18 protein-coding genes and 2 pseudogenes are annotated in these 21,440 nt (G+C 75.0%); 11 read left to right on the top strand and 9 right to left on the bottom strand.

Annotation, left to right across the window (positions count from 1 at the left end; all coding sequences use genetic code 11):
* Positions 1-4: 4 nt before the first annotated feature.
* A complete protein-coding gene (locus BM158_RS01740) occupies positions 5-1,777 on the bottom strand; it encodes an LCP family protein (RefSeq protein WP_229827520.1) in 1,773 nt (590 codons plus the stop codon).
* A gap of 174 nt (positions 1,778-1,951) precedes the next feature.
* Positions 1,952-2,503, bottom strand: coding sequence for a GNAT family N-acetyltransferase (locus BM158_RS01735; protein WP_091553996.1), 552 nt, complete (start codon positions 2,501-2,503; stop codon positions 1,952-1,954).
* Between the two features lie 71 nt (positions 2,504-2,574).
* Between BM158_RS01735 and BM158_RS01730 the strand changes: the two genes are divergently transcribed.
* Both BM158_RS01730 and BM158_RS01725 read left to right on the top strand, forming a co-directional pair.
* Positions 2,575-3,537 (top strand): acyl-ACP desaturase, encoded by a 963-nt coding sequence (locus BM158_RS01730; RefSeq protein WP_091553992.1) that lies wholly within the window; start codon positions 2,575-2,577, stop codon positions 3,535-3,537.
* Between the two features lie 131 nt (positions 3,538-3,668).
* Positions 3,669-4,466, top strand: coding sequence for an exodeoxyribonuclease III (locus BM158_RS01725; protein ID WP_091553989.1), 798 nt, complete (start codon positions 3,669-3,671; stop codon positions 4,464-4,466).
* Here the strand turns inward: BM158_RS01725 and BM158_RS01720 are convergent.
* A complete protein-coding gene (locus BM158_RS01720; protein ID WP_091553985.1) occupies positions 4,463-4,843 on the bottom strand; it encodes a hypothetical protein in 381 nt (126 codons plus the stop codon). The genes BM158_RS01725 and BM158_RS01720 overlap by 4 nt on opposite strands.
* Positions 4,844-4,922: 79 nt before the next feature.
* Here BM158_RS01720 and BM158_RS01715 point away from each other — a divergent pair, with 79 nt between their 5' ends.
* The 4 genes from BM158_RS01715 to BM158_RS01700 all read left to right on the top strand — a co-directional run bounded on the left by BM158_RS01715 (position 4,923) and on the right by BM158_RS01700 (position 8,541).
* Positions 4,923-6,002, top strand: coding sequence for a spore photoproduct lyase family protein (locus tag BM158_RS01715; protein ID WP_091556141.1), 1,080 nt, complete (start codon positions 4,923-4,925; stop codon positions 6,000-6,002).
* 22 nt (positions 6,003-6,024) lie between these two features.
* On the top strand, positions 6,025-7,395 hold the full coding sequence (locus BM158_RS01710) for an AAA family ATPase (RefSeq protein WP_091553983.1): 1,371 nt from the start codon (positions 6,025-6,027) through the stop codon (positions 7,393-7,395).
* A gap of 11 nt (positions 7,396-7,406) precedes the next feature.
* On the top strand, positions 7,407-8,156 hold the full coding sequence (gene yaaA, locus BM158_RS01705) for a peroxide stress protein YaaA (protein ID WP_091553979.1): 750 nt from the start codon (positions 7,407-7,409) through the stop codon (positions 8,154-8,156).
* Between the two features lie 64 nt (positions 8,157-8,220).
* Entirely contained in the window at positions 8,221-8,541 is a 321-nt protein-coding gene (locus BM158_RS01700) for a putative quinol monooxygenase (protein WP_091553976.1), read from the top strand.
* A gap of 49 nt (positions 8,542-8,590) precedes the next feature.
* Here BM158_RS01700 and BM158_RS01695 read toward each other — a convergent pair whose 3' ends face one another.
* Positions 8,591-9,631 (bottom strand): NAD(P)-dependent alcohol dehydrogenase, encoded by a 1,041-nt coding sequence (locus BM158_RS01695; RefSeq protein ID WP_278247541.1) that lies wholly within the window; start codon positions 9,629-9,631, stop codon positions 8,591-8,593.
* Between the two features lie 95 nt (positions 9,632-9,726).
* Entirely contained in the window at positions 9,727-10,215 is a 489-nt protein-coding gene (locus BM158_RS01690; protein ID WP_091553969.1) for a GNAT family N-acetyltransferase, read from the bottom strand.
* 64 nt (positions 10,216-10,279) lie between these two features.
* Between BM158_RS01690 and BM158_RS01685 the strand changes: the two genes are divergently transcribed.
* From BM158_RS01685 to BM158_RS22190, 5 genes and pseudogenes are all read left to right on the top strand, one after another.
* Entirely contained in the window at positions 10,280-11,695 is a 1,416-nt protein-coding gene (locus tag BM158_RS01685) for an amidase (protein WP_091553966.1), read from the top strand.
* A 33-nt stretch (positions 11,696-11,728) separates the two neighbouring features.
* Positions 11,729-13,384, top strand: coding sequence for a glycoside hydrolase family 13 protein (locus BM158_RS01680; RefSeq protein WP_229827522.1), 1,656 nt, complete (start codon positions 11,729-11,731; stop codon positions 13,382-13,384).
* Between the two features lie 20 nt (positions 13,385-13,404).
* The gene (locus tag BM158_RS01675) at positions 13,405-13,953 is read left to right on the top strand and encodes a hypothetical protein (protein ID WP_091553959.1); all 549 of its coding nucleotides are present in this window, start codon (positions 13,405-13,407) and stop codon (positions 13,951-13,953) included.
* A gap of 86 nt (positions 13,954-14,039) precedes the next feature.
* Positions 14,040-14,462, top strand: a pseudogene (locus BM158_RS22800) (response regulator); the annotation flags it as partial.
* 118 nt (positions 14,463-14,580) lie between these two features.
* Positions 14,581-14,763: pseudogene (locus BM158_RS22190) on the top strand (winged helix-turn-helix domain-containing protein); the annotation flags it as partial.
* Here the strand turns inward: BM158_RS22190 and BM158_RS21630 are convergent.
* From BM158_RS21630 to BM158_RS01655, 4 genes are all read right to left on the bottom strand, one after another.
* Positions 14,718-15,149 (bottom strand): hypothetical protein, encoded by a 432-nt coding sequence (locus BM158_RS21630; RefSeq protein ID WP_165628783.1) that lies wholly within the window; start codon positions 15,147-15,149, stop codon positions 14,718-14,720. The pseudogene BM158_RS22190 and the gene BM158_RS21630 sit on opposite strands and share 46 nt — an antisense overlap.
* The gene (locus tag BM158_RS21255) at positions 15,146-15,676 is read right to left on the bottom strand and encodes a S26 family signal peptidase (RefSeq protein WP_109504815.1); all 531 of its coding nucleotides are present in this window, start codon (positions 15,674-15,676) and stop codon (positions 15,146-15,148) included. The genes BM158_RS21630 and BM158_RS21255 overlap by 4 nt, the downstream gene beginning before the upstream one ends.
* 12 nt (positions 15,677-15,688) lie before the next feature.
* Complete coding sequence (locus tag BM158_RS01660) at positions 15,689-16,336, bottom strand: hypothetical protein (RefSeq protein ID WP_091553950.1); 648 nt, start codon at positions 16,334-16,336, stop codon at positions 15,689-15,691.
* 122 nt (positions 16,337-16,458) lie between these two features.
* Entirely contained in the window at positions 16,459-21,393 is a 4,935-nt protein-coding gene (locus BM158_RS01655) for an NAD-glutamate dehydrogenase (protein ID WP_091553947.1), read from the bottom strand.
* Positions 21,394-21,440: the final 47 nt, after the last annotated feature.

Genomic DNA, 21,440 nt, shown 5'->3' with positions numbered 1-21,440 from the left:
CCGGTCAGCCGCGGGTCGGGGGCTCCCCGGCGTCGATGGCCTCCTGCGCGGCGACCGGGTCGTAGGCGCAGGCGTCGGCGACGTCGGTCGCGGGGTCGGCGGCCGGTGCCGGCGTCCCCGGGGCCGGGGCGGACGACGCCGTCGTGGGCGCGGCCGACGCCGAGCTCGACGGCGCTGCGCTGGTAGCCGGCGCGGTCCCGATGGCCTGCTGCACCAGCGCCCGGATCTGGTCGTAGTCCGGGTAGGCCGGGCTGATCACGGTGTCGTCGAAGACCACGCTGCGGATCTCGGCGTCCTTGACCAGGAAGGCCAGGTCGACGAAGTCGTCGAGCACCGACTGCGGCATGTCGGTGGACACGATGTCCGACGTGGTGGCGGCGAGCTGCTGGTAGCGGGTGAGCAGGGTGACCGGGTCGGCCTCGGCGACGATCGCGTCCAGCACGCAGCGCTGCCGGTCCATCCGCTGGTAGTCGGTGAGCCCGATGCGGCCGCGGGCGAAGGCGAGCGCGGTGGCGCCGTCCATCTGCTGGTCCGGACCGGGGGCGATGTAGGAGTCGGGCAGCTGGGCGTTGGGGATGCCGCCCACCGGGACGTAGTAGTTGACGTTGACCGTGATGCCGCCCAGGGCGTCGACCAGCTGGCTGAACCCGTCGAGGTTGACCAGCACGTAGTAGTCGATGGGCAGGCCGAGGGCCTCGCCGACGCCCAGCTTCAGCCAGTCGGCCCCGGGGTTGTCGGTGGGGGCGCCGAGGGCGTCGGGGTACAGGGCCGGGCCGTTGCGGTAGACGGCGTTGAGCAGGCTCTCGCTCTCCGAGCCGGCGTCAAACCCGTCGGGGAACAGTTCGGCCAGCTGGGTCCCGGCCGGGAAGGGCAGGTCCTCGAGGTTGCGCGGCAGGCTGAACAGCGTGGTGTCGCCGGTGTCGGTGTCGATGCTGGCCACGATCACCGTGTCGGTGCGCACGCCGTCGCGGCCCTCGCCGCCGTCGCCGCCGAGCAGCAGGACGTTGACCCGCTCCTTGTCCCCGAAGGGGTTCACCGGGTCGGCGGGTTCCTGCACGGTCGCGCTCTGCCCGTCGGCGAAGACGGTGTCGACCAGCCCGCGCTGCGCGCCGGCCAGCCGGACGGCGGTGACCGCGGGGACGGCGACGGCGGCGACCAGCAGCGCGACCAGCACCACCCCGACGCCGTGCTGCAGGCGCGACGCACGCCGGGGGAGCAGCAGCCGGTAGCCGGCGACCACCACGGCGATCCACAGCACGGCCAGCACCCCGACGCCGACCATCACGCCGAGCAGGACCTGGGGGTCGACGGCGGCCCGGACGGCGGTCCGCTGGCCGGCGGTGGCCAGCCAGGCCGCGCCGCCGAGCAGCAGGACGAAGACGGCGAGGACGGCGGCACCGGTGCGGCGCCACCCGGCGGCCAGCAGGCCGGTACCCGGGACGACGGCCCCGAGGACGGTGAGCCCGACCGCCCGGCCGAAGCTGCGGACGGACCGGTCCTGCTCCGCGGGCACCCGCACACGGGCGGTCTCGTCGTCGTCGGAGGTGGGCGGGTGCACCGGGACCGACGTGGCCACGGGCATCGGCGGCAACCCGGCCGCCGCCCGGGCCTGCGCGGCGAGCCCGGGGTCGGTGCCGCCCTCGGCGCGGCGCCGGCCACCGGTGGTCGGGCCGGGCACGGGCGGGGGAGCGGCGCCGGGCACCGGCGGCAGCCCGCCGCGGCGGGGGATCCGGGTGGTGTGGTCGATCGGGTCGGACGGGTCGGCGGGTCCGGTCACGGGATCACCCGCACGCCTTTCCCCCGCTCCGGTTCCCTCCGACGCATTCGCCCATGATCGCACCGGTTCGGCGGGTGGGTCGCCCAGGGCGAGCGAGGTCACCCGTCGGCGGTACGCGGCAGCGGCCCGGCGGCAGCGCGCCCGGACCGAGCACGGTCGACCGCTGACGGACCGTCAGGGCCGGGGCGCCCCGAGCAGGGCCGCGGTGTCCAGCTCGAAGTGCACGGTCTGCAGCTGCTCGCCGGGGACCCGCTCGTCGAGGACCTCGACGACGGGCAGCGACCGCCAGAACGCCTCGGCGCCGGGGACGGCGGTGTCGGTGTGCAGGCAGAGCGTGCCGTAGCCGCCCTCGGTGACCGCCCACCGCGCGGCGGCCGTGACCAGGGCGCGGGCGACGCCGCGGCGGCGGTGCTCGGCGAGCACCCACACCCGCACCAGCTGCGCGACCGGCCGGCCGGCGTACCGGTCGACCAGCACCTGCGGGCTCCGCGGGCCGCCGGTGCGGACGGCGGTGGTGCCCATGAGCACGCCGTCGTCGTCCCGGGCCAGCAGGAGCACCTGGCCGGGCGTGCGCAGGTAGGCCGTCGCCGGGTCGGCGACGTCGGCGTGCCACTCGGGGCGGAACCCGTAGCCGAGGTCCTCCTCCAGCACCCGCAGCATCAGCGCCCGCGCGGGGGCGACGTCGTCGGGACCGGCCGGCTGCACGTGCACCCTTGTTGCAAGCATCAGGCAACAGCGTGCCACAGCCGGGGGCCGGGTAGCGTCGGGCCCGTCGGCCCCACCCCTGGAGGTGCACGGTGTCCCGGACCCCCGCCACGACGGCCCTGCTGACCGAGCTCGAGCCGGTCGTCGAGGAGAACCTGAACCGTCACGAGAAGATGGCCCAGGAGTGGCACCCGCACGACTACGTGCCGTGGTCCGAGGGTCGCGACTTCGCCTTCCTGGGCGGGGAGGACTGGGCGCCCGAGCAGTCCCGGCTCGACGCCACCGCCAAGGCGGCGATGATCACCAACCTGCTCACCGAGGACAACCTCCCCAGCTACCACCGGGAGATCGCCACCCGGTTCAGCCGGGACGGCGCCTGGGGCACCTGGGTGGGCCGCTGGACGGCGGAGGAGAACCGGCACGGCATCGCCATCCGCGACTACCTGGTGGTCACCCGCGGCGTCGACCCGGTCGAGCTGGAGCGGGCCCGGATGGACTACATGACCTCGGGCTACGACTCCGGGGACAAGACCCCGCTCGAGGCGGTGGCCTACGTGTCCTTCCAGGAGCTGGCCACCCGGGTCAGCCACCGCAACACCGGCAAGGCGACCAACGACCCCGTCGCCGACCAGATGCTCGCCCGGATCGCCAAGGACGAGAACCTGCACATGGTCTTCTACCGGAACATCGTCGCCGCGGCCCTGGACATCGCCCCCGACGAGACCATGCGCGCGATCGCCGACGAGGTCATCGGGTTCGAGATGCCCGGCGCCACGATGGCCGGGTTCCGGAAGAACTCCACGATCATCGCCAAGGCCGGCATCTACGACCTGCGGCTGCACCACGACGACGTCGTCGCGCCGATCCTGCGGCACTGGAAGGTCTTCGACCGCACCGGCTTCGGGCCGGAGGGGGAGAAGGCGCGCGAGGAGCTGGCCGCGTTCATGTCCGGCCTGGACGCGCAGGCCACGAAGTTCGTGGAGTCCCGCCAGCGGATGCGCGACCGCCTGCAGGCCAAGCAGGACACCGAGATCGCCCCCCTCTCCCAGGCCTGAGGCGCACGCCGCCCACGCGGCCCCACCCGTACCGCCGCCCGTTCCTCCGCGGCACAGCACGGACGAAGGGGCGCCGAGGTGGGTCAACCCCCGGGACGGCGGCGGGGCTCCGTCGTCCTTAGGGTCGTGCCGTGCGCCTGGCGACCTGGAACGTGAACTCCGTCCGGACCCGGGTCGACCGGGTCACCGCGTTCCTGGAGCGCAGCGACGTCGACGTGCTGGCCATCCAGGAGACCAAGTGCCGGGACGACCAGTTCCCGCACATGCCCTTCGAGGCCATCGGCTACGAGGTCGCCCACGTCGGCCACTCGCAGTGGAACGGCGTCGCGGTCGTCTCGCGGGTCGGGATCGAGGACGTGCAGGTCGGCTTCGACGGGATGCCGTCGTGGTCGTCCAAGGAGGGCGTCGAGCCCGCCCCCGAGGCCCGGGCGATCGGGGCGACCTGCGGCGGCGTGCGCATGTGGTCGCTGTACGTGCCCAACGGCCGCCAGCTCGGCGACCCGCACCTGGCCTACAAGCTGGAGTGGCTCGAGGCGCTGCGGACGACGGCCGCGGGCTGGCTGGCCGCCGACCCCGGCGCGCAGATCGCGCTGACCGGCGACTGGAACATCGCCCCGCAGGACGACGACGTGTGGGACATGGCGGTCTTCAGCCACTCCACGCACGTCAGCCCGCCCGAGCGCGCCGCGTTCGCCGCCGTGGTGGACGCCGGGTTCGCCGACGTGGTGCGCCCGCACACCCCGGGGGAGTTCACCTACTGGGACTACACCCAGCTGCGCTTCCCGCGCCGCGAGGGCATGCGGATCGACTTCCAGCTCTGCTCACCGGCGCTGGCCGCCCGGGTCACCGGGGCCTCGATCGACCGGCAGGAGCGCAAGGGCAAGGGCGCCTCCGACCACGCCCCGGTCCTGGTGTACCTGGCCGACTAGCGGACGCCGCCCCCCTTGCCGAAGGGGCGGACGTCGCCGACCTCGGCGAGCCGGTCCAGGGCCCGGCGCCACCGCGGGGTGCGCTGCTGCTCCAGCTGGGCGATCCGGGCCTCGAGCTCGTCGACCCGGTCGACCGCGCGCACCGGGGGCACCGGCGGCGGGGGCACCGCGAGCTGGGCGAGCTGGGTGGTCAGCGCCTGCACCACCTCGGCGGCGTCGGCGGGGGACAGGTGCACGGTGCCCACGCAGACGCTCTCGCGCCACACGCTCAGGTTGATGGCGTGCAGGTCGGGGTGCCGGGTGATCCGCACCCCGCGGCCCTGACCGCGCCGGTCGAGCACCCACGAACCCATCCGCGACACCGCCGGCACCGTCATGGGACGACGGTCCTGGCCGGCGCCCGGTTCGTCAACAGAGGGGGAAGCGGACCCCCCGGTGCCGGTGTTCTCCCTGGTGATGACCACTGCTGCTCCCACCCGCGTGTGGACCCCGTCCCGCGTACTGGTGACCGCGTCCGCCGCCGCCCTCCCGTACGGCCGCGCCGTCCTCGACCGCGTGCAGGCCGCCGGCGTCCCCGACGTCCGCGTGCTGGCCGGTGACCGGCTGCCCAACCTGCGCGGGGACGGCGACCGGGCCGCGTTCATGGCCGCCAAGGACACCCTCGCCGTCGTGGTGGGCGCGCCGTCGCGGCGGAAGCTGCAGCCCATCCCGCCGTCGGCGGACTGGCGGTTCGACCTGGCCGAGGGCTGCCCCGCGCACTGCCAGTACTGCTACCTGGCCGGGTCGCTGAGCGGGCCGCCGATCACCCGGGTGTTCGCCGACCTGCCCGACGTCCTGGCGTCGCTGGACGGCTACGTCGGGCGCGGGGCGGTCACCTCGGGCACCGCGGAGCGCGGCCACGAGGGGACGACGTTCGAGGCCTCCTGCTACACCGACCCGCTGGCCATCGAGCACCTCACCGGTGGGCTGGCCACGGCGATCACGCACGTCGGCACGCACGACTGGCCCGGGCCGGTGCAGCTGCGGGCGACCACCAAGTTCGACGACGTCGAGCCGCTGCTGGACCTGCCGCACCGCGGCCGCACCCGGCTGCGCTTCTCGGTCAACGCGGCCACGGTCGGCCGACGGTTCGAGGGCGCCACGTCGCCGGTGCCCGCCCGGGTCGCAGCGCTGGGCCGGGTGGCCGAGGCCGGCTACCCGGTCGGGCTGACCATCGCGCCGATCATGCCGGTGGAAGACTGGCGCACCGAGTACGGCGAGCTGCTGGACTCCGTGGCCGCCGTCCTGCCCGCCGGGGCCGACCTGACGGTCGAGTGCATCACGCACCGGTTCACGCCGGGCAGCAAGGCCACGCTGCTGGACTGGTACCCGCGCACGAAGCTGGAGATGGACGAGGACCTGCGCGCCCAGAAGCGCGGCAAGTTCGGCGCGGTCAAGCACGTCTACCCGAAGCCGGTCATGGCCGAGCTGCGCGGCTGGTTCACCGACGCGGTGGACCAGCGGCTGCCGGGCGCTCGCCTCCTGTACTGGACATGACCGTTCAGTAATCTTCCGCCGCGTGGAGCCCACCGAGTTCGCCCGCCAGTTCTCCCGGTTCATGAGCTGGGCCCACGAGGCCGGCAGCGGCCAGGCCGACGGCCCGGTGACCTCCGCGCTGCGCGGCCACCTGGGCGCCGACGCCGCCGACCTGCCGGTGGTGGTCCGGGAGCTGGCCCCGTTCGAGCAGGTCAACCTGCAGATCGCGCTGGAGCGGTGGGCGGCCGACCGGGAGGTGGAGGTGGTGGGCTACTCGGTGCCCCCGCACCACATGCACCCCGAGCTGGCCCAGCTGCTGTCCGGCGACGGTCTGCCGCCGCTGCGCCGCACCGCCCCACCGCTGGCCGACCTGCCCTCGGGCCCGGGCCGGACGACGGCGGTCTGGCGGACGGCGCTGCTGCTGGTCGGCGACGACCGGGGTGACTACGCGGTGCTGGTCCGCGGGCCCGAGCGGCACCACGAGCCGACGCTGACCGTCGAGGTGGCCGGGCTGGCCGGCCCCCAGGCGCAGGAGGTGCTCGCCGAGCTGGACGAGCTGCGGGCCCGGCACAACGTGTACCGCGGTCAGGTGCTGGAGCTGCGGCAGAGCAACGCGGGCACGGAGGTGCTCTTCCCGGTGCTGCCGCGCACCGAGCGGGCCGACGTCGTGCTGCCCGAGGCGGTGCTCGCCCGGGTCGAGCGGCACAGCATCGGCATCGCCGAGCAGCGCGACGCGCTGCGCGCGGCCGGCCAGCACCTCAAGCGCGGGCTGCTGCTCTACGGCCCGCCCGGCACCGGCAAGACGCACACCACCCGCTACGTGGTGCAGCACGTCCCCGGCGCCACCGTGCTGCTGCTGTCGGGCCGGTCGCTGCACCTGGTGGGTGCGGTGACCCAGCTGGCCCGCGACCTGGAGCCCGCCGTCGTCGTCCTGGAGGACGTCGACCTGGTGGCCGAGGACCGCGGGCACTCCCACGGCCCGCAGCCGGTGCTGTTCGAGCTGCTGGACGCCATGGACGGCGCGGCCAGCGACGCCGACCTGCTGTTCGTGCTCACCACCAACCGGGCCGAGGCGCTGGAGCACGCGCTGGCGGCCCGGCCGGGCCGGGTCGACGTCGCGGTGGAGATCGGCCTGCCCGACGCCGACGCCCGCCGCCGGCTGCTCGAGGTCTACGGCCGGGGGAGCGGCCTGGCCGTCGACGCCGCCGACGGCGACCACGTGGTCGCCGCGAGCGCGGGCGTGACGGCGTCGTTCATCAAGGAGCTGGTCCGCCGGGCGGTGCTGGAGGCGCTGCTGGCCGGGGCGGTCGACGGCACGGTGACGGGGGAGCACCTGCGCCGGGCGCTGGACGACCTGCTCGACAGCACGCAGGAGGTCACCCGCGCCCTGCTCGGGGTACCGGGGCAGCCGTAACCTGGCTCCCCGTGCTCGTCCTGCTGCCGCCCTCGGAGACCAAGCACACGGGAGGGTCGGGCCCGCCGCTGGACCTGGCTGCGCTGACCGCCGCCGAGGAGCTGACCGGGGTGCGCGGGCAGCTCGTCGACGCCCTGGTCGCGCTGGCCGACGACGTGCCGGCGTCCCGGTCGGCGCTCGGGCTCTCGCCGAAGCAGGACGACGAGGTCGAGCGCAACGCGGCGCTGCGGACAGCGCCCACCCTGCCGGCCGTCCAGCGCTACACCGGGGTGCTCTACGACGCCCTCGACGTCGGCACGCTGACCAAGGCGCAGCGGGCCAAGGCCGACGCCCGCCTGGCGGTGGGGTCGGCGCTGTTCGGGGTCGTCCGGGCGGGGGACCCGATCCCGGCCTACCGGCTGTCGGCCCACTCGCACCTGCCGGGCCTGCCGAACCTGCGGGCGGTGTGGAAGCCGGTGCTCGCGCCCGTGCTCGCCGCGACGGAGGGCCTGGTCGTCGACCTGCGGTCGGGCAGCTACCAGGCGCTGGCGCCGGTGCCGGGCGCGGTCACCGTGGACGTGGTGAGCGAGCGCGCCGACGGGTCGCGGGCGGTGGTCAGCCACTTCAACAAGGCGCACAAGGGCCGGGTGGCCCGACTGCTGGTGACCAGCCGCGCCGAGCCCGGCGACGTCACCGCGCTGGTGGCGCTGCTGCGGCGGGGCGGGTTCCACGTGGAACGCGCCCGCGGCGGCTCGGCGCTGACCCTCGTCGTCCCTGCCTGAGCTGTCGCATATCGAGACAGCCGCCCGGGCGCGGACCGGGCAGGACCGCGCCAGACTGGCCCGCATGATCTTCATCTGCGTCCGATTCCCGGTGAAGCCCGAGCACGCCGACCAGTGGCCCGAGCTCTCGAAGGAGTTCACCGAGGCCACCCGGGCCGAGCCCGGCAACCTGTTCTTCGAGTGGTCCCGCAGCCTCGAGGACCCGAACGAGTACGTGCTGATCGAGGGCTTCCAGGACGACGCCGCCGAGGCGCACGTGACCGGTGAGCACTTCAAGAAGGCGCAGCAGGAGCTGCCGCAGTACCTGGTGGAGACCCCGCGGATCCGCAACATGCAGATCCCCGGCGACCACTGGGACCGGCTGGGCGAGTTCGAGGTCGCCTGAACGCACGCGTGCCCCCGACCCGGCCGGGTCGGGGGCACGCGGTGCTCGCTCAGAGCTGGGCGATGTCGATCACGAAGCGGTAGCGGACGTCGGAGGCGACGACCCGCTCGTAGGCCTCGTCGATCTGGTCGCCGCCGATGACCTCGACCTCGGCGCCCAGGCCGTGCTCGGCGCAGAAGTCCAGCATCTCCTGGGTCTCGCGGATGCCGCCGATCTTCGAACCGGCCAGCGAGCGCCGGTTCTGGATGAGGGAGAACGCGGCCTCCTTCATCGGCTCCTCGGGGGCGCCGACCTCGACCAGGGTGCCGTTGACCCGCAGCAGACCCAGGTAGGCGTCCAGGTCCAGGGTGGCCGAGACGGTGTTGACGATCAGGTCGAACTCGCCGGCCAGCTTCTCGAAGGTCTCCGGGTCGCTGGTGGCGTAGTAGTGCTGCGCACCCAGGCGGAGCCCGTCCTCCTGCTTCTTCAGCGACTGCGACAGCACGGTGACCTCGGCGCCCAGGGCTGCGGCGATCTTCACGCCCATGTGGCCCAGCCCGCCCAGGCCGACGATCGCGACCTTCTTGCCCGGGCCCGCGCCCCAGTGCTTGAGCGGGGAGTACAGGGTGATGCCGGCGCACAGCAGCGGGGCGGCGGCGTCGAGCTCGATGCCCTCGGGGATGCCGAGCACGTAGTTCTCGTCCACGACGATCTGCTCGGAGTAGCCGCCGTCGGTGGGCTTGCCGTCCTGCATGCCGCCGTAGGTGCCGGTCTCGCCCTTCAGGCAGTACTGCTCCTCGCCGGCCTTGCAGTTCTCGCACTCGCGGCAGGAGTCGACGAAGCAGCCGACGCCGACCCGGTCGCCGACCTTGTACTTGGTGACCTCGCTGCCGACCTCGGCGACGGTGCCGGCGATCTCGTGGCCGGGCACCAGCGGGTAGTTGGCGGCACCCCACTCGTCGCGGGCGGTGTGGATGTCGGAGTGGCAGATGCCGGCGTAGGCGATCTCGATGCGGACGTCGTGCGGCCGGACGTCGCGGCGCTCGATGGTGGTGCGCTCGAAGCTGCCACCGGCGCTGGCGGTGGCCCGGGCGGTCACGGTCGTGGGCACAGGTGTCTCCTCGGATCGGGTTCGGGGGGGCGCCGCGGAGCAGCGCCACCTCCGCCTACCCAGGCGCATTGCGCGCAATGCATGTGGGACCGGGTTCACAGGTCCTTCGCGAACCAGGCGGTGTCGACCCAGCGGCCGAACTTGTGACCGACCTCGCCGAGCGTGCCGACGTGGGCGAAGCCGAAGGAGCGGTGCAGCGCCTCGGACGCCGGGTTGGGCTGGGCGATCACCGCCAGCGCCCGGTGCAGGTCCTCACCGGCCAGCGCCTCGAACAGCGCGGTGTACAGCGCCGTCCCGAGGCCTTGCCCGGTGGCGTCGGGAGCGAGGTAGACGCTGGTCTCGATCGTGGCGTCGTAGGCCGGACGGGGCCGGAACGGCCCGCTGGCCGCGAACCCGACCACCGCGCCGTCCCGCTCGGCGACCAGCACGCGGTGCCGGCCGCCGGGGTGCGCGGCCAGCCACGCGGCCCGGTCGGCCTCGTCGGGAGGGACCGTGTCGAAGGTGGCCACGGAGTGCAGCACGTGGTGGCCGTAGACGGCGGTGATCGCGGGGACGTCGGCGGGGCCGGCGGGGCGCACGGGCATCGCCCCAGTCTGGTCCCGCCGAGATGTCTCACCGCTGAGGTACTTCGCGCGCTACGGTCCCGGGGTGACCGACGAGCTGTGCACCCGCCCCGCCACCGAGCTGGCCGACCTCGTCCGCCGCCGGGAGGTCAGCGCCCGCGAGCTGCTCGAGGCGCACCTCGCCCGGATCGACCGGTACGACGGCGAGGTCAACGCGATCGTGACCCGCGACGACGACGCGGCCCGGGCAGCCGCCGACGAGGCCGACGCCCGGCTGGCCCGCGGCGAGGTGGTCGGCCCGCTGCACGGCGTCCCGGTCGCGCACAAGGACACCCACCAGACCGGCGGCATGCGCACCACCTGGGGCTCCCCGCTGCACCGCGACACCGTGCCCGCCCGTGACGAGCTGGTGGTCGCCCGGCTGCGCGAGGCCGGGGCGATCCGCGTCGGCAAGACCAACGTGCCGGAGTTCGCCGCCGGGTCGCACACCTTCAACACCCTCTTCGGGGCCACCCACAACCCGTACCGGCACGGCCTGTCCGCCGGCGGGTCCTCGGGCGGGGCCGCCGCCGCCCTGGCCGCCGGCTTCGTGCCGCTGGCCGAGGGCAGCGACATGGGCGGCTCGCTGCGCAACCCGGCCGCGTTCTGCAACGTCGTCGGCCTGCGGCCCACGCCGGGCCGGGTGCCCTCGCACCCCACCGCGATCGGCTGGTCCCAGCTGTCGGTGCAGGGCCCGATGGCCCGCACCGTCTCCGACGTCGCCCTCGGCCTCTCGGTGCTCGCCGGGCCCGACCCCCGGGTGCCGATCTCGCTGTCCGACCCGGGGGCGGGCTTCGCCGCTCCGCTGCCCACCGACCTCACCGGGCTGCGCATCGCCTGGACGCCGGACCTCGGCGGGCGGGTGCCGGTCGACCCGGCCATCACCGAGGTGCTCACCGCGCAGCTGCAGGTCTTCCGCGACCTCGGCGCCGTCGTCGAGGAGGACTGCCCCGACCTGACCGGTGCCGACGAGGCGTTCGGCACGCTGCGGGCGTGGCTGTTCGAGGCCTCCTTCGGCGAGGCGGTCCGCCGCTCGCCGGAGCTGGTCAAGGACACCATCAAGTGGAACGCCACCGTCGGTGCGTCCCTCACCGGCGCCGACGTCGGCCGGGCCGAGGTCGCGCACACCGCGCTGTACGAGCGGGTGGTCGAGTTCTTCACCCGCCACGACGTGCTGCTGGCCCCGGTCACCCAGGTGCTGCCCTTCTCGGTCGAGCAGGAGTACCCGACGTCGGTGGCCGGCACGGAGTTCGAGGACTACCTGGGCTGGATGCGCTCCTGCACGCTGATCAGCGCCACCGGCTGCCCGGCGCTCAGCGTCCCCGGCGGGTTCACTCCCGACGGGCTGCCGGTGGGCCTGCAGGTCATCGCCGCGCCGCGCGCCGACCGGCGGGTGCTCGAGGTGGGCCACGCGTTCGAGCAGGCCACCCGGTTCGGGGAGCGCCGGCCCGACCTCGGCTGAGCCGCGGCGGGCCGGGCAGGCAGGATGGTGGGGGTGACGTCCCCGACCCCGCCGTGGTGGACCGCCGCCGTCGTCTACCAGGTCTACCCCCGCTCCTTCGCCGACTCCGACGGCGACGGCATCGGCGACGTCAACGGGATCCGCGGGAAGCTGGACCACCTGGCCGACCTCGGCGTCGACGTCGTCTGGCTGTCCCCGGTCTACCGCTCGCCGCAGGACGACAACGGCTACGACATCAGCGACTACCGCGACGTCGACCCGGTGTTCGGCACCCTCGCCGACCTCGACGCCCTGATCACCGAGGCGCACGACCGGGGCATCAAGGTCGTGATGGACCTGGTGGTCAACCACACCAGCGACGAGCACCCCTGGTTCGTGGAGTCCCGGAGCTCGACCACCAACCCCAAGCGCGACTGGTACTGGTGGCGCGACCCGCGGGACGGCGCCGAGCCCACCGGCTGGCGGTCCTTCTTCTCCGGCCCCGCCTGGGAGCTCGACGAGACGACCGGCCAGTACTACCTGCACCTGTTCAGCCGCAAGCAGCCCGACCTGAACTGGGAGAACCCCGAGGTCCGGTCCGCGGTGCACGAGATGATGCGCTGGTGGCTCGACCGCGGGGTCGACGGCTTCCGGATGGACGTCATCAACATGATCAGCAAGGACCCCGCCCTGCCGGAGGGGACCGAGGGCTGGCTGTTCGGCCCGCGGCTGCACGAGTTCCTCGCCGAGATGCACCGCGAGGTGTTCGCCGGCCGGGACGCCGACCTGATCACCGTCGGCGAGATGCCCGGCGTCACCGTCGAGCAGGCCCGCGAGGTGACCGACCCCGCCCGCGCCGAGCTGGACATGGTGTTCCAGTTCGAGCACGTCGGCCTCGACCACGGCGACTCCAAGTGGGACGCCCGCCCGCTGCGGCTGACCGACCTCAAGGCCTCGCTGGGCCGCTGGCAGGAGGGCCTGGCCGACGTCGGCTGGAACTCCCTCTACTGGGACAACCACGACCAGCCGCGCGCGGTCTCCCGCTTCGGCGACGACTCACCCCGGTACCGCCGCGACTCCGCCACCTGCCTGGCCACCCTGCTGCACGGCCACCGCGGGACGCCCTACGTCTACCAGGGCGAGGAGATCGGCATGGCCAACTCCACCTGGGGCGGCGTCCGGGACTTCCGCGACATCGAGACGCTCAACCACGTCGCCGAGGCCGTCGCCGCCGGGCAGGACGTCGAGCAGGTGCTGGCCGCGGTGCGCCCGGCCAGCCGCGACAACGCCCGCACCCCGGTGCAGTGGGACGCCACCGCCCACGCCGGCTTCACCACCGGCGAGCCGTGGATCGCGGTGAACCCCGACCACGTCGAGTGGAACGTGGCCGCCCAGCGCGACGACCCGCACTCCGTGCTGGCCCACCACCGCGCACTGATCGCGCTCCGGCACGCGAACCGGACCGTGCAGCTGGGTGCGTTCGCGATGCTGCTGCCCGACCACGAGGACGTCTACGCCTACACCCGGACGTCGGACGACGAGACCCTGCTCGTGGTGTGCAACGTGTCGGCCACCCCGTACCCCCTCGGCGAGCTGCTGCCCGAGGCCGGGGGTGCCGAGCTCGTCCTGGGCAACCGCGACCACCTGCCCGACCACGACCCCGCCGTCCTGGGTCCCTGGGACGCCCGCATCCTCCGTCTGGCCCGCTGACCCCGGGCAGGATGGACCGGGTGAGCCACCCGCCGCAGCCCTGGGACCAGCCCGCGCAGCCCTGGGGCCAGCCCGCGCAGCCCCGGGGCCAGCAGCCCCCGCCGTACCCGCCGCAGCAGGCATGGGGGCAACGAGCCCCTGCGCGACCCGGGGGCGGTACGGCGCTCCTGGTCCTGGGCCTGCTCACCGCCGTCCTCGGCCTGGCCGGCGCCGTCCTGCCCTCGTACTCCTACCCGCAGGACGTCGGCTGGAGCAGCCCGCTGGCGCAGCGCTTCGGGGACAGCACGCAGTTCCTGGCCGCCGGGCTGGTGCTGCTCACCGGCCTGGTCCTGGTGGCCGTGGGCTCGCTGGTGCAGCGCGGCCGCGCGCTGGTCGGCACCGGCCTGGCGCTGGTCGGTGCCGGGATGGTGGGCCAGGTCGGGATCGCGGTGCTGGTCAACGCGCTGCAGGTCGCGGTGACCTCCGACCCGACGTCGCTGGCGGTGGGCGGGGTCCTGCTCGCGCTGGCGGGCTGCGCCGCCGTCGCCACCGTCGTCGTCGGCCTGGTCCGGCTGGCCCGGCTGCGCTGACCCGGGATCGGTGACCCTCGGTCACCATCTCGGCCCGATTCACCGGACGGTTCCGTTCCGGAGCTCGATCGGGTGGCGCACGGACGGTGGGCGGGCGCCCGACGCCGCGCCCCGTCAGCGTCGGGAGGACCACCGGCGCCGGCCGCGGCGCCGCCGACCACCGGAGTGCGCCGTACCCCAGCCCACCCCCGCAGCCAGGTCCGCCGTCCCGCGGCAGGTCCTGCGGTGACGCGCGGGTCGGTCCTCGTGGTGGAGGACGCCCCCGACCTCCGCGCGCTGGTGACCACCACGCTGGCCGGGGCGGGTCTCGGGGTGCGCGCGGTCGGCACCGCCCGGGAGTGCCTGGCCGAGTGGGGCGGACCCACCCCGACGTCATCGTGCTGGACCGGGGCCTGCCCGACGCCGACGGCGCCGAGCTGTGCCGCGAGCTGCGCAGCCGCACCGAGGCCTACGTGCTGATCGTGAGCGAGCGCGCCGAGGAGGTCGACGTCCTGGTCGGGCTGGCGGCCGGGGCCGACGGCTACATGGCCGTGCCGTTCTCCCCGCGCGAGCTGGCCGCCCGCGTGCAGACCTTCCTGCGCCGGCCCGTGACCCGCCCCGCCCCCGGGCCCGGCAACCTGGGACAGCGACTGGGAGGGCGACCTGCGGCTGGTCGAGGCGCACATGTCCAACCTCCGGCGCAAGCTCACCGCGGCCGGGCTGGACCCCGCGCGGGTGCGCACCGTGCGCGGCGTGGGCTACCGGCTCGACCGGGTCACGCCGGGTCAGCACGTGTACACCGCCGTCGCCGGCACCGACGTCCACCCGTAGCTGGTCACCGCGACCACCGCGAGCTGGTGGGTGACGGTGGTCAGCAGCGTCTTGCTCGCCGTCCGGCTCCAGGACGTCGTCGAGACGGTGACCGGCGCCCGCGCGACGCCCCCGACGGTCTCGGTCACCCGGTAGGACGAGACCCGGGCGCTGGCGCTCGCGGTCCAGGACAGGCGCACCGTGTAGCTGGTGGTCAGGCCCGGCACGCAGGCGGTGGACCCCGCCGTGCCCGGCGACGTGGGCGGCGCGACGCTCGCGGTGGTCGCCGTCGCCGCGGCCACGACCCGGGTGGTGAAGGACGCCGCCGCCGGCCCGGGGGAGGCAAGCGGGACGGCGACCGCGGCCCCCAGCAGCACCAGCGCCAGCCGGGCGCGGGCCCCGGTCACGGCTCGTCCGGGCGGGGCCGCCAGACCGCCACCAGCACCCACCCGGCCAGCAGCACGGGCACGCCCACGACCAGCGCCTGGGACAGGCCCGGCGTGCGCAGCACCTTGATGACCCGGCCCGCGCCCGGCACCACCGCGCGCACCTGCCAGGCGGTGTCGCCGGCGGCGAAGGTCGCCGTCCACGGGTCGTCGGCCTCGTTGGCGTCGCCCCGGGTGCGCACCGTGACGGACCCGTCCGGTGCGGTCTCGGCGCTGAGCACCCGGTGGCTCACGACCCGCCGGTCACCGACCGGGATGTGGTAGGTGATCACCATCCCCGGCTCGACGGCGGTGACCGGCAGCGCGGTGTCCAGCACGACGTCGCCGGCGTCGATGGTCGGGGCCATGCTCGTGGTGAGCATCGTGGCCGTGCGGTAGCCGAGCACGTGCGGGCCGACGACCAGGACGGCGAACGCGGCGATGCTCCCCAGCAGGACCAGGTCGACCAGCCGGCGCGCCGTCCAGCCGGCCGCCCGCGCGACGGTCACGGCCGGCCCCCGTCAGCGGGCGGTGCCGCTGCGCTGGGTGCCGACGAACTCGAACTGGATGGTCGAGGTCTTGGCCTGGTAGGCGTTGTCCGCGGCCACCGGCAGCGCCAGCTGCACCACCAGGTTCGCGGTGCCGCCCGGCGCGAGCAGCGAGGGCACCGCGATCGGCAGGCCGGTGCCCAGCACCGCGCGGGTGGCCACCACGGTCGTCGCCGTCCCGCTGCACGTGTAGGTGAAGGCGGGCGAGGTGCCGGCCTCGGTCCACGGCACGGAGCAGGCCAGGACCGTCATCGTCAGCCCGTTGGTCCCGGTGTCCAGGATGCTCGAGGTGGTGGCGGTCGTGTTCAGCACGACGCTGCCCAGCGACTGGTCCGGGGCCTGGCCGCCGTTGGTGAGCGTCACCGCCCGGCTGATCGTGTCCCCGGGGACGACGGCGCCCGCGGTGACCGACAGGCGGTTGGCCGCCGACCCCGCCGTGCCGATGACGAGGGAGACCGTGCCGGTGTTCACCGTCTCGGTGGCGGTCGTGCTGCTGGTGAACGTCCCGAAGGTGCCCAGCCCGGCGACCGCGGCGGCGGCGCCCACGGCCGCCGCCGAGATGCCGAGCCGGCGCCCGGTGCTGCGCCGGCTGCGGCGGCTGGTGGTCGTGGCGGTGGTCATGCGGCGTGCTCCCCGTGTCGGCCCGGGCCGGGAGGTCCCGGCGTCGGGCTCGACCCTGGCCGCCGAACCGCATCCCGGCCCGCAGCGTTCCGCAAGGTTCCCGCAGGACCGCGGGCACCGGGTCAGGCCCGGCGCAGCCCCCGCAGGGTGCGGACGGCGACCACCAGCTCGGCCAGCTCGTGCGACTCCCCGGCGGCCAGCTCGGCCAGCTGGGCGGCGGCCCGGCGCTGACCGGTGTCCCAGCGGTCGGCCCAGCGGGTGACCAGCGCGCCGGGGTCGTCCTCGTCGGAGCCCCGACCCCGCAGCACCTCCGTGGTGAGCGCGGCCTGCTCGCTGGTGAGGTCGTCCCGCAGCGCCGCGCGGGCCATCGCCGGCCACCGCCGGTCGCGGGGCAGGCCCGTGATCAGCTCGCGCAGCGGCACCAGGTCGAGCCGGGCGGCGAGGGCCTCCCAGACGCGGCCGGCCAGCGGGATGGGTGCGCCGGTGCTCTCCGCGACCACGGCGAGGTCGAGGGCGCCGGGCAGCAGCGGGGCGACGGCGGCCGCGGCCGCGAGGTCGGCGGGCACCCCGGCGGACCGGAACCCGGCGGCGCGCTCGGCGTAGGCCTCGGCGTCGGCACCCAGCAGCCACTCGGGCTGGCCGGCGACCACGGTGGCGACCGGGCCGGCGAACCGGGCGGTGAGCACGGCGATCGAGGGCGCGGGCTCGGCGGCCAGCTCGGGCTGGCGCAGCAGCCAGCGCGCGGCCCGCTCGGCCAGCCGGGTGGCCTCGGTGCGCAGCTGCACCTGGACCGCGGCGGGCACCCGGTTGTCCAGCGGCCGGGCGGCGTCCCACAGCCGGTCGACGTCGAAGACCGCACGGGCCACCGCGTGCGCGCGGACGACGGCGACCAGCGGCGCGCCGGTCTCCTCGCCGAGCCGGAACAGCCCGGTCACCCCGGCGACGTTGACCGCCCGGTTGACCAGCGCGGTGGCGATGATCTCGCGGCGCAGCGGGTGCCTGTCGACCGCGTCGGGGAACCGCTCGCGCAGCGCCGTCGGCACGTACTCGGTGAGGAGGCGCCCCAGCGCGGGGTCGTCGGGCAGCGTGGAGTGCAGCACCGCGGCGTCGGCCTCGAGCTTGGCGTAGGCCAGCAGCACCGACAGCTCGGGCGAGGTGAGCGCCTGGCCGTCGCGGCGGCGCTCGGACAGCGCCCGGCCGTCGGGCAGCGCCTCGACCGCGCGGTCCAGCCGGCCCGAGCGCTCCAGGGACCGCATGAACCGGGTGTGCGCGTCGAGCAGGCTGCGGGCGCTGGTGACCTCGGCGGCCAGGGTGGCGTTCTGCGCGTAGTTGTCGGTGAGCACCTGGCGGGCGACCTCGTCGGTCATCGAGGCCAGCAGGTCGGCGCGCTCGTCGGGGGAGAGCTGGACCGCGTTGAGCGCGATCTTGATGTTGACCTCGTGGTCGGAGGTGTCGACGCCGGCGGAGTTGTCGATGGCGTCGGTGTTCACCCGGCCGCCGGCCAGCGCGTACTCGACCCGGCCGCGCTGGGTCAGGCCGAGGTTGCCGCCCTCGCCGACCACCCGGACGCGCAGCTGCTCGCCGTTGACCCGCACCGCGTCGTTGGCCTTGTCCCCGACGTCGAGGTGGCTCTCGGTCGTGGCCTTGACGTAGGTGCCGATGCCGCCGTTGAACAGCAGGTCCACCGGGGCCAGCAGCACCGCGCGCACCAGCTCGGCCGGGGTCAGCTGCTCGACGTGCTCGTCCAGGCCCAGGGCCTCGCGCACCGGCTCGCTGACCGGCACCGACTTCGCCGTCCGCGGCCACACCCCGCCCCCGGCGCTGATCAGCATCGGGTCGTAGTCGGCCCAGCTGGACCGGGGCAGCTCGAACAGCCGCTTGCGCTCGGCGAACCCGGTGGCGGCGTCGGGGGTGGGGTCGACGAACACGTGCCGGTGGTCGAAGGCGGCCACCAGCCGCAGGTGCTCCGACAGCAGCATGCCGTTGCCGAACACGTCGCCGCTCATGTCGCCGACGCCGACGACGGTGATCTCCTGGCTCTGCGTGTCGATGCCCAGCTCGCGGAAGTGCCGGGTGACCGACTCCCAGGCGCCGCGGGCGGTGATGCCCATGGCCTTGTGGTCGTAGCCGACCGAGCCGCCGGAGGCGAAGGCGTCGCCGAGCCAGAAGCCGCGCTCGACGGCGACGGAGTTGGCCAGGTCGGAGAAGGTCGCCGTCCCCTTGTCGGCCGCGACCACGAGGTAGGTGTCGTCGCCGTCGTGCCGCACCACGCCCTCGGCCGGCACGACCTCGCCGTCGACGAGGTTGTCCGTGAGCGACAGCAGCGCGCCGATGAAGAGCTTGTAGCAGGCCTGGCCCTCGGCCAGCCACGCGTCGCGGTCGGCCGGCGGGCGCAGCAGCACGAACCCGCCCTTGGCGCCGGTGGGCACGATGACGGTGTTCTTCACCGTCTGCGCCTTGACCAGGCCGAGGATCTCGGTGCGCAGGTCCTCGCGCCGGTCGGACCAGCGCAGCCCGCCGCGGGCGACGGCGCCGAAGCGCAGGTGCACGCCGGTGACCCGCGGCGAGGACACCCACACCTCGCGGGCCGGGCGGGGCTCGGGCAGGTCGGGGACGGCGTGCGGGTCGAGCTTGATGGCCAGCGGGGTGCCGTCGGTGAACGCGCCGGCGGTGTAGGCGGTGGTGCGCTGGGTGGCGCGGACGGCGGCGAGCAGCGCGGTGAGCACCCGGTCGGCGTCCAGGGAGTCCACGGCGCCGATCCGGGCGGTCAGCCGCTCGACCAGCTCGCGCTGCTGGGCGGCCCGGTCGCCGGGGTGCCGCGGGTCGAAGCGGACCGCGAACAGGTCGACGACCCCGGAGACCACCTCGGGGTGCCCGGCCAGCACGGACTCCACGTAGCCGGCGGAGAAGGGCAGCCCGCCCTGCCGCAGCCACTGGACGTAGGCCCGGACGACGGCCACCTGCTGCCAGGTCAGCCCGGCCACCAGCACCAGTGCGCCCAGTCCGTCGTCCTCGGCGTCCCCGCGCCAGACGGCGGAGATCGCGTCGGTGAACCGGCGGGGGAGGGAGTCCAGCGCGGGCAGGTCGCCGGTGGATTGGGCCCGGGGCCCAGTCATCGTGAGGCCGAAGTCGTAGACCCAGGCCAGCGGGGAGCCGATCCGGTCGATCTCGTAGGGCCGCTCGTCGACGACATCCACACCCAGGTGCTGCAGGACGGGCAGCACCTCGCTCAGCAGCAGCCGCTCGCCGACCCGGAAGACGGTCAGCCGGCGCTCGCCGGGGGCAGCGTCGCGGGGGGTCCACAGCCGCAGCGCCAGCTCGCCGGGCTCCAGGGCGTCCAGCCGGTCGAGGTCGGCGACGGCGGTGGAGGCGGGGAAGTCGGCCTGGTAGGCCGCGGGGAAGGCGTCGGCGACCTGGGCCAGCCGGCGCTCGGCGTCCGCGCCGTACTGGGCGGTGAGGACGTCGGTGAGGTCGTCGGTCCAGCTGCGGGCGGCGGCCGCGAGCTGCCGCTCCAGCTCGGGGACGTCGACGTCGGGCAGTGCGGCGACCCCGCGCCCGCTCTGCACCCGGACGACGAAGTGCAGCCGGGCGAGCACCGACTCGGTGGAGCGGGCGGTGTACTCGATCGAGGAGCCGCCGAGGGTGGTCAGCAGGATCTGCTGCATCGCCAGCCGGACCTCGGTGGTGTACCGGTCGCGCGGCAGGTAGACCAGCGCGGAGAAGAACCGGCCGAACGGGTCGCGGCGCAGGAACAGCCGGGTCTGCCGACGCTCGCGCAGGTGCAGCACGGCCAGCGCGACCGGCAGCAGCTCGTCGACGTCGACCTGCAGCAGCTCGTCGCGGGGGTAGGTCTCCAGGACGTCGAGCAGCTCCTTGCCGGTGTGGCTGTCCGGCTCCACGCCCGAGCGCTCGAGGACCTGGGCGGCGGTGCGCCGGACCAGAGGCACGTCGCTGACGCTGGCGGTGTAGGCGCCGGTGGGGAACAGCCCGACGATGCGGTGCTGGCGGCCGCGGGTGCCCTGCGGGCCGGGCAGGGTGACCGCGACGACGTCCAGCCAGGCCGGGCGGTGCACGGTGGAGCGGACGTCGGCCTTGGTCACCACGACCCGCCGGCCCACCACGTCGCGGGCGGCCGCGCCGACCGGGACGACGGGGGTGCTCATGTCGGTGTCGCTGCGCAGCACGCCCAGCCCGGTGCCGGGGACGGCGGCGGTGGCGGGGGAGCCGTGCTCGTCGACCAGGTCGACGTCCCGGGCACCCAGGAAGACGAAGTTGCCGTCGGCCATCCAGCGCAGCAGGGCGGCGGCCTCGTGCGGGTCGCCGAGCGCGACGTCGGCGGGGTCGGTGGGGTCCCAGGGCTCCTGCTCCAGGAAGTGCGCGAGGTCCAGGGCGCGCTCGCGCAGCTTGCCGGCGTCCTCGTGCACGCCGCGGACGTCGGCGAGCACCGTGCGCAGGCCGGAGACCAGGTCGTCGGCGGCCTCGTCGTCGATCGTGCCGGCGAGGACGACGGCGATCCAGGACTCGGCGATCGCGTCGGGCAGGTCCTTGCCGTCGCAGAACTGGAGCAGGGTCCCGGTGACGTCGCGGCGGACGCTGACCACCGGGTGCACGACGTGGTCCAGGACGACCTTCTGCCGGACCACCTCGGCGGTGACCGAGTCGACCAGGAAGGGCATGTCGTCGGTGACCACCCGCAGCACGGAGGCACCGCCCTGGGTGCGGTCGACGGCGACGAGCGCGGCGCCCTGCGGCCGGGTGGCGGCCAGCGCGAGGTGGTCGAGGGCGAGGCGGGCCAGCGAGCCGGGGTCGTGGCCGACGACCTCGGCGGCCGGCTCGCCGCGGAAGTAGGAGTGCACGACGGCGGGGACGTCGTCCTCGGTCAGCCCGGCCGGGAGCTCCGGCACCTCGTCGCTGGCCAGGGACTCCCCGGCCAGGTCCAGCAGGTGCGCCTTCTCGGTGCGGTCGGCCTCCAGCGCGGCCATGTCGGCCGGGCGGCCGGTGTCCGGCGAGGGCTCCGGGGTCGCGGTGGGTGGGTGGGCGGTCCCGGGCCGAGCCATGACCCCGACGCTAGTGGCCGGACGTCCCAGACGTCAGCCGAGGTGGC

It is taken from the genome of Klenkia taihuensis, assembly GCF_900112525.1.
GTDB lineage: Bacteria > Actinomycetota > Actinomycetes > Mycobacteriales > Geodermatophilaceae > Klenkia > Klenkia taihuensis.
Note: the sequence above shows the minus strand (reverse complement) of the source record. Positions and strands in the feature narration are given on the sequence as shown.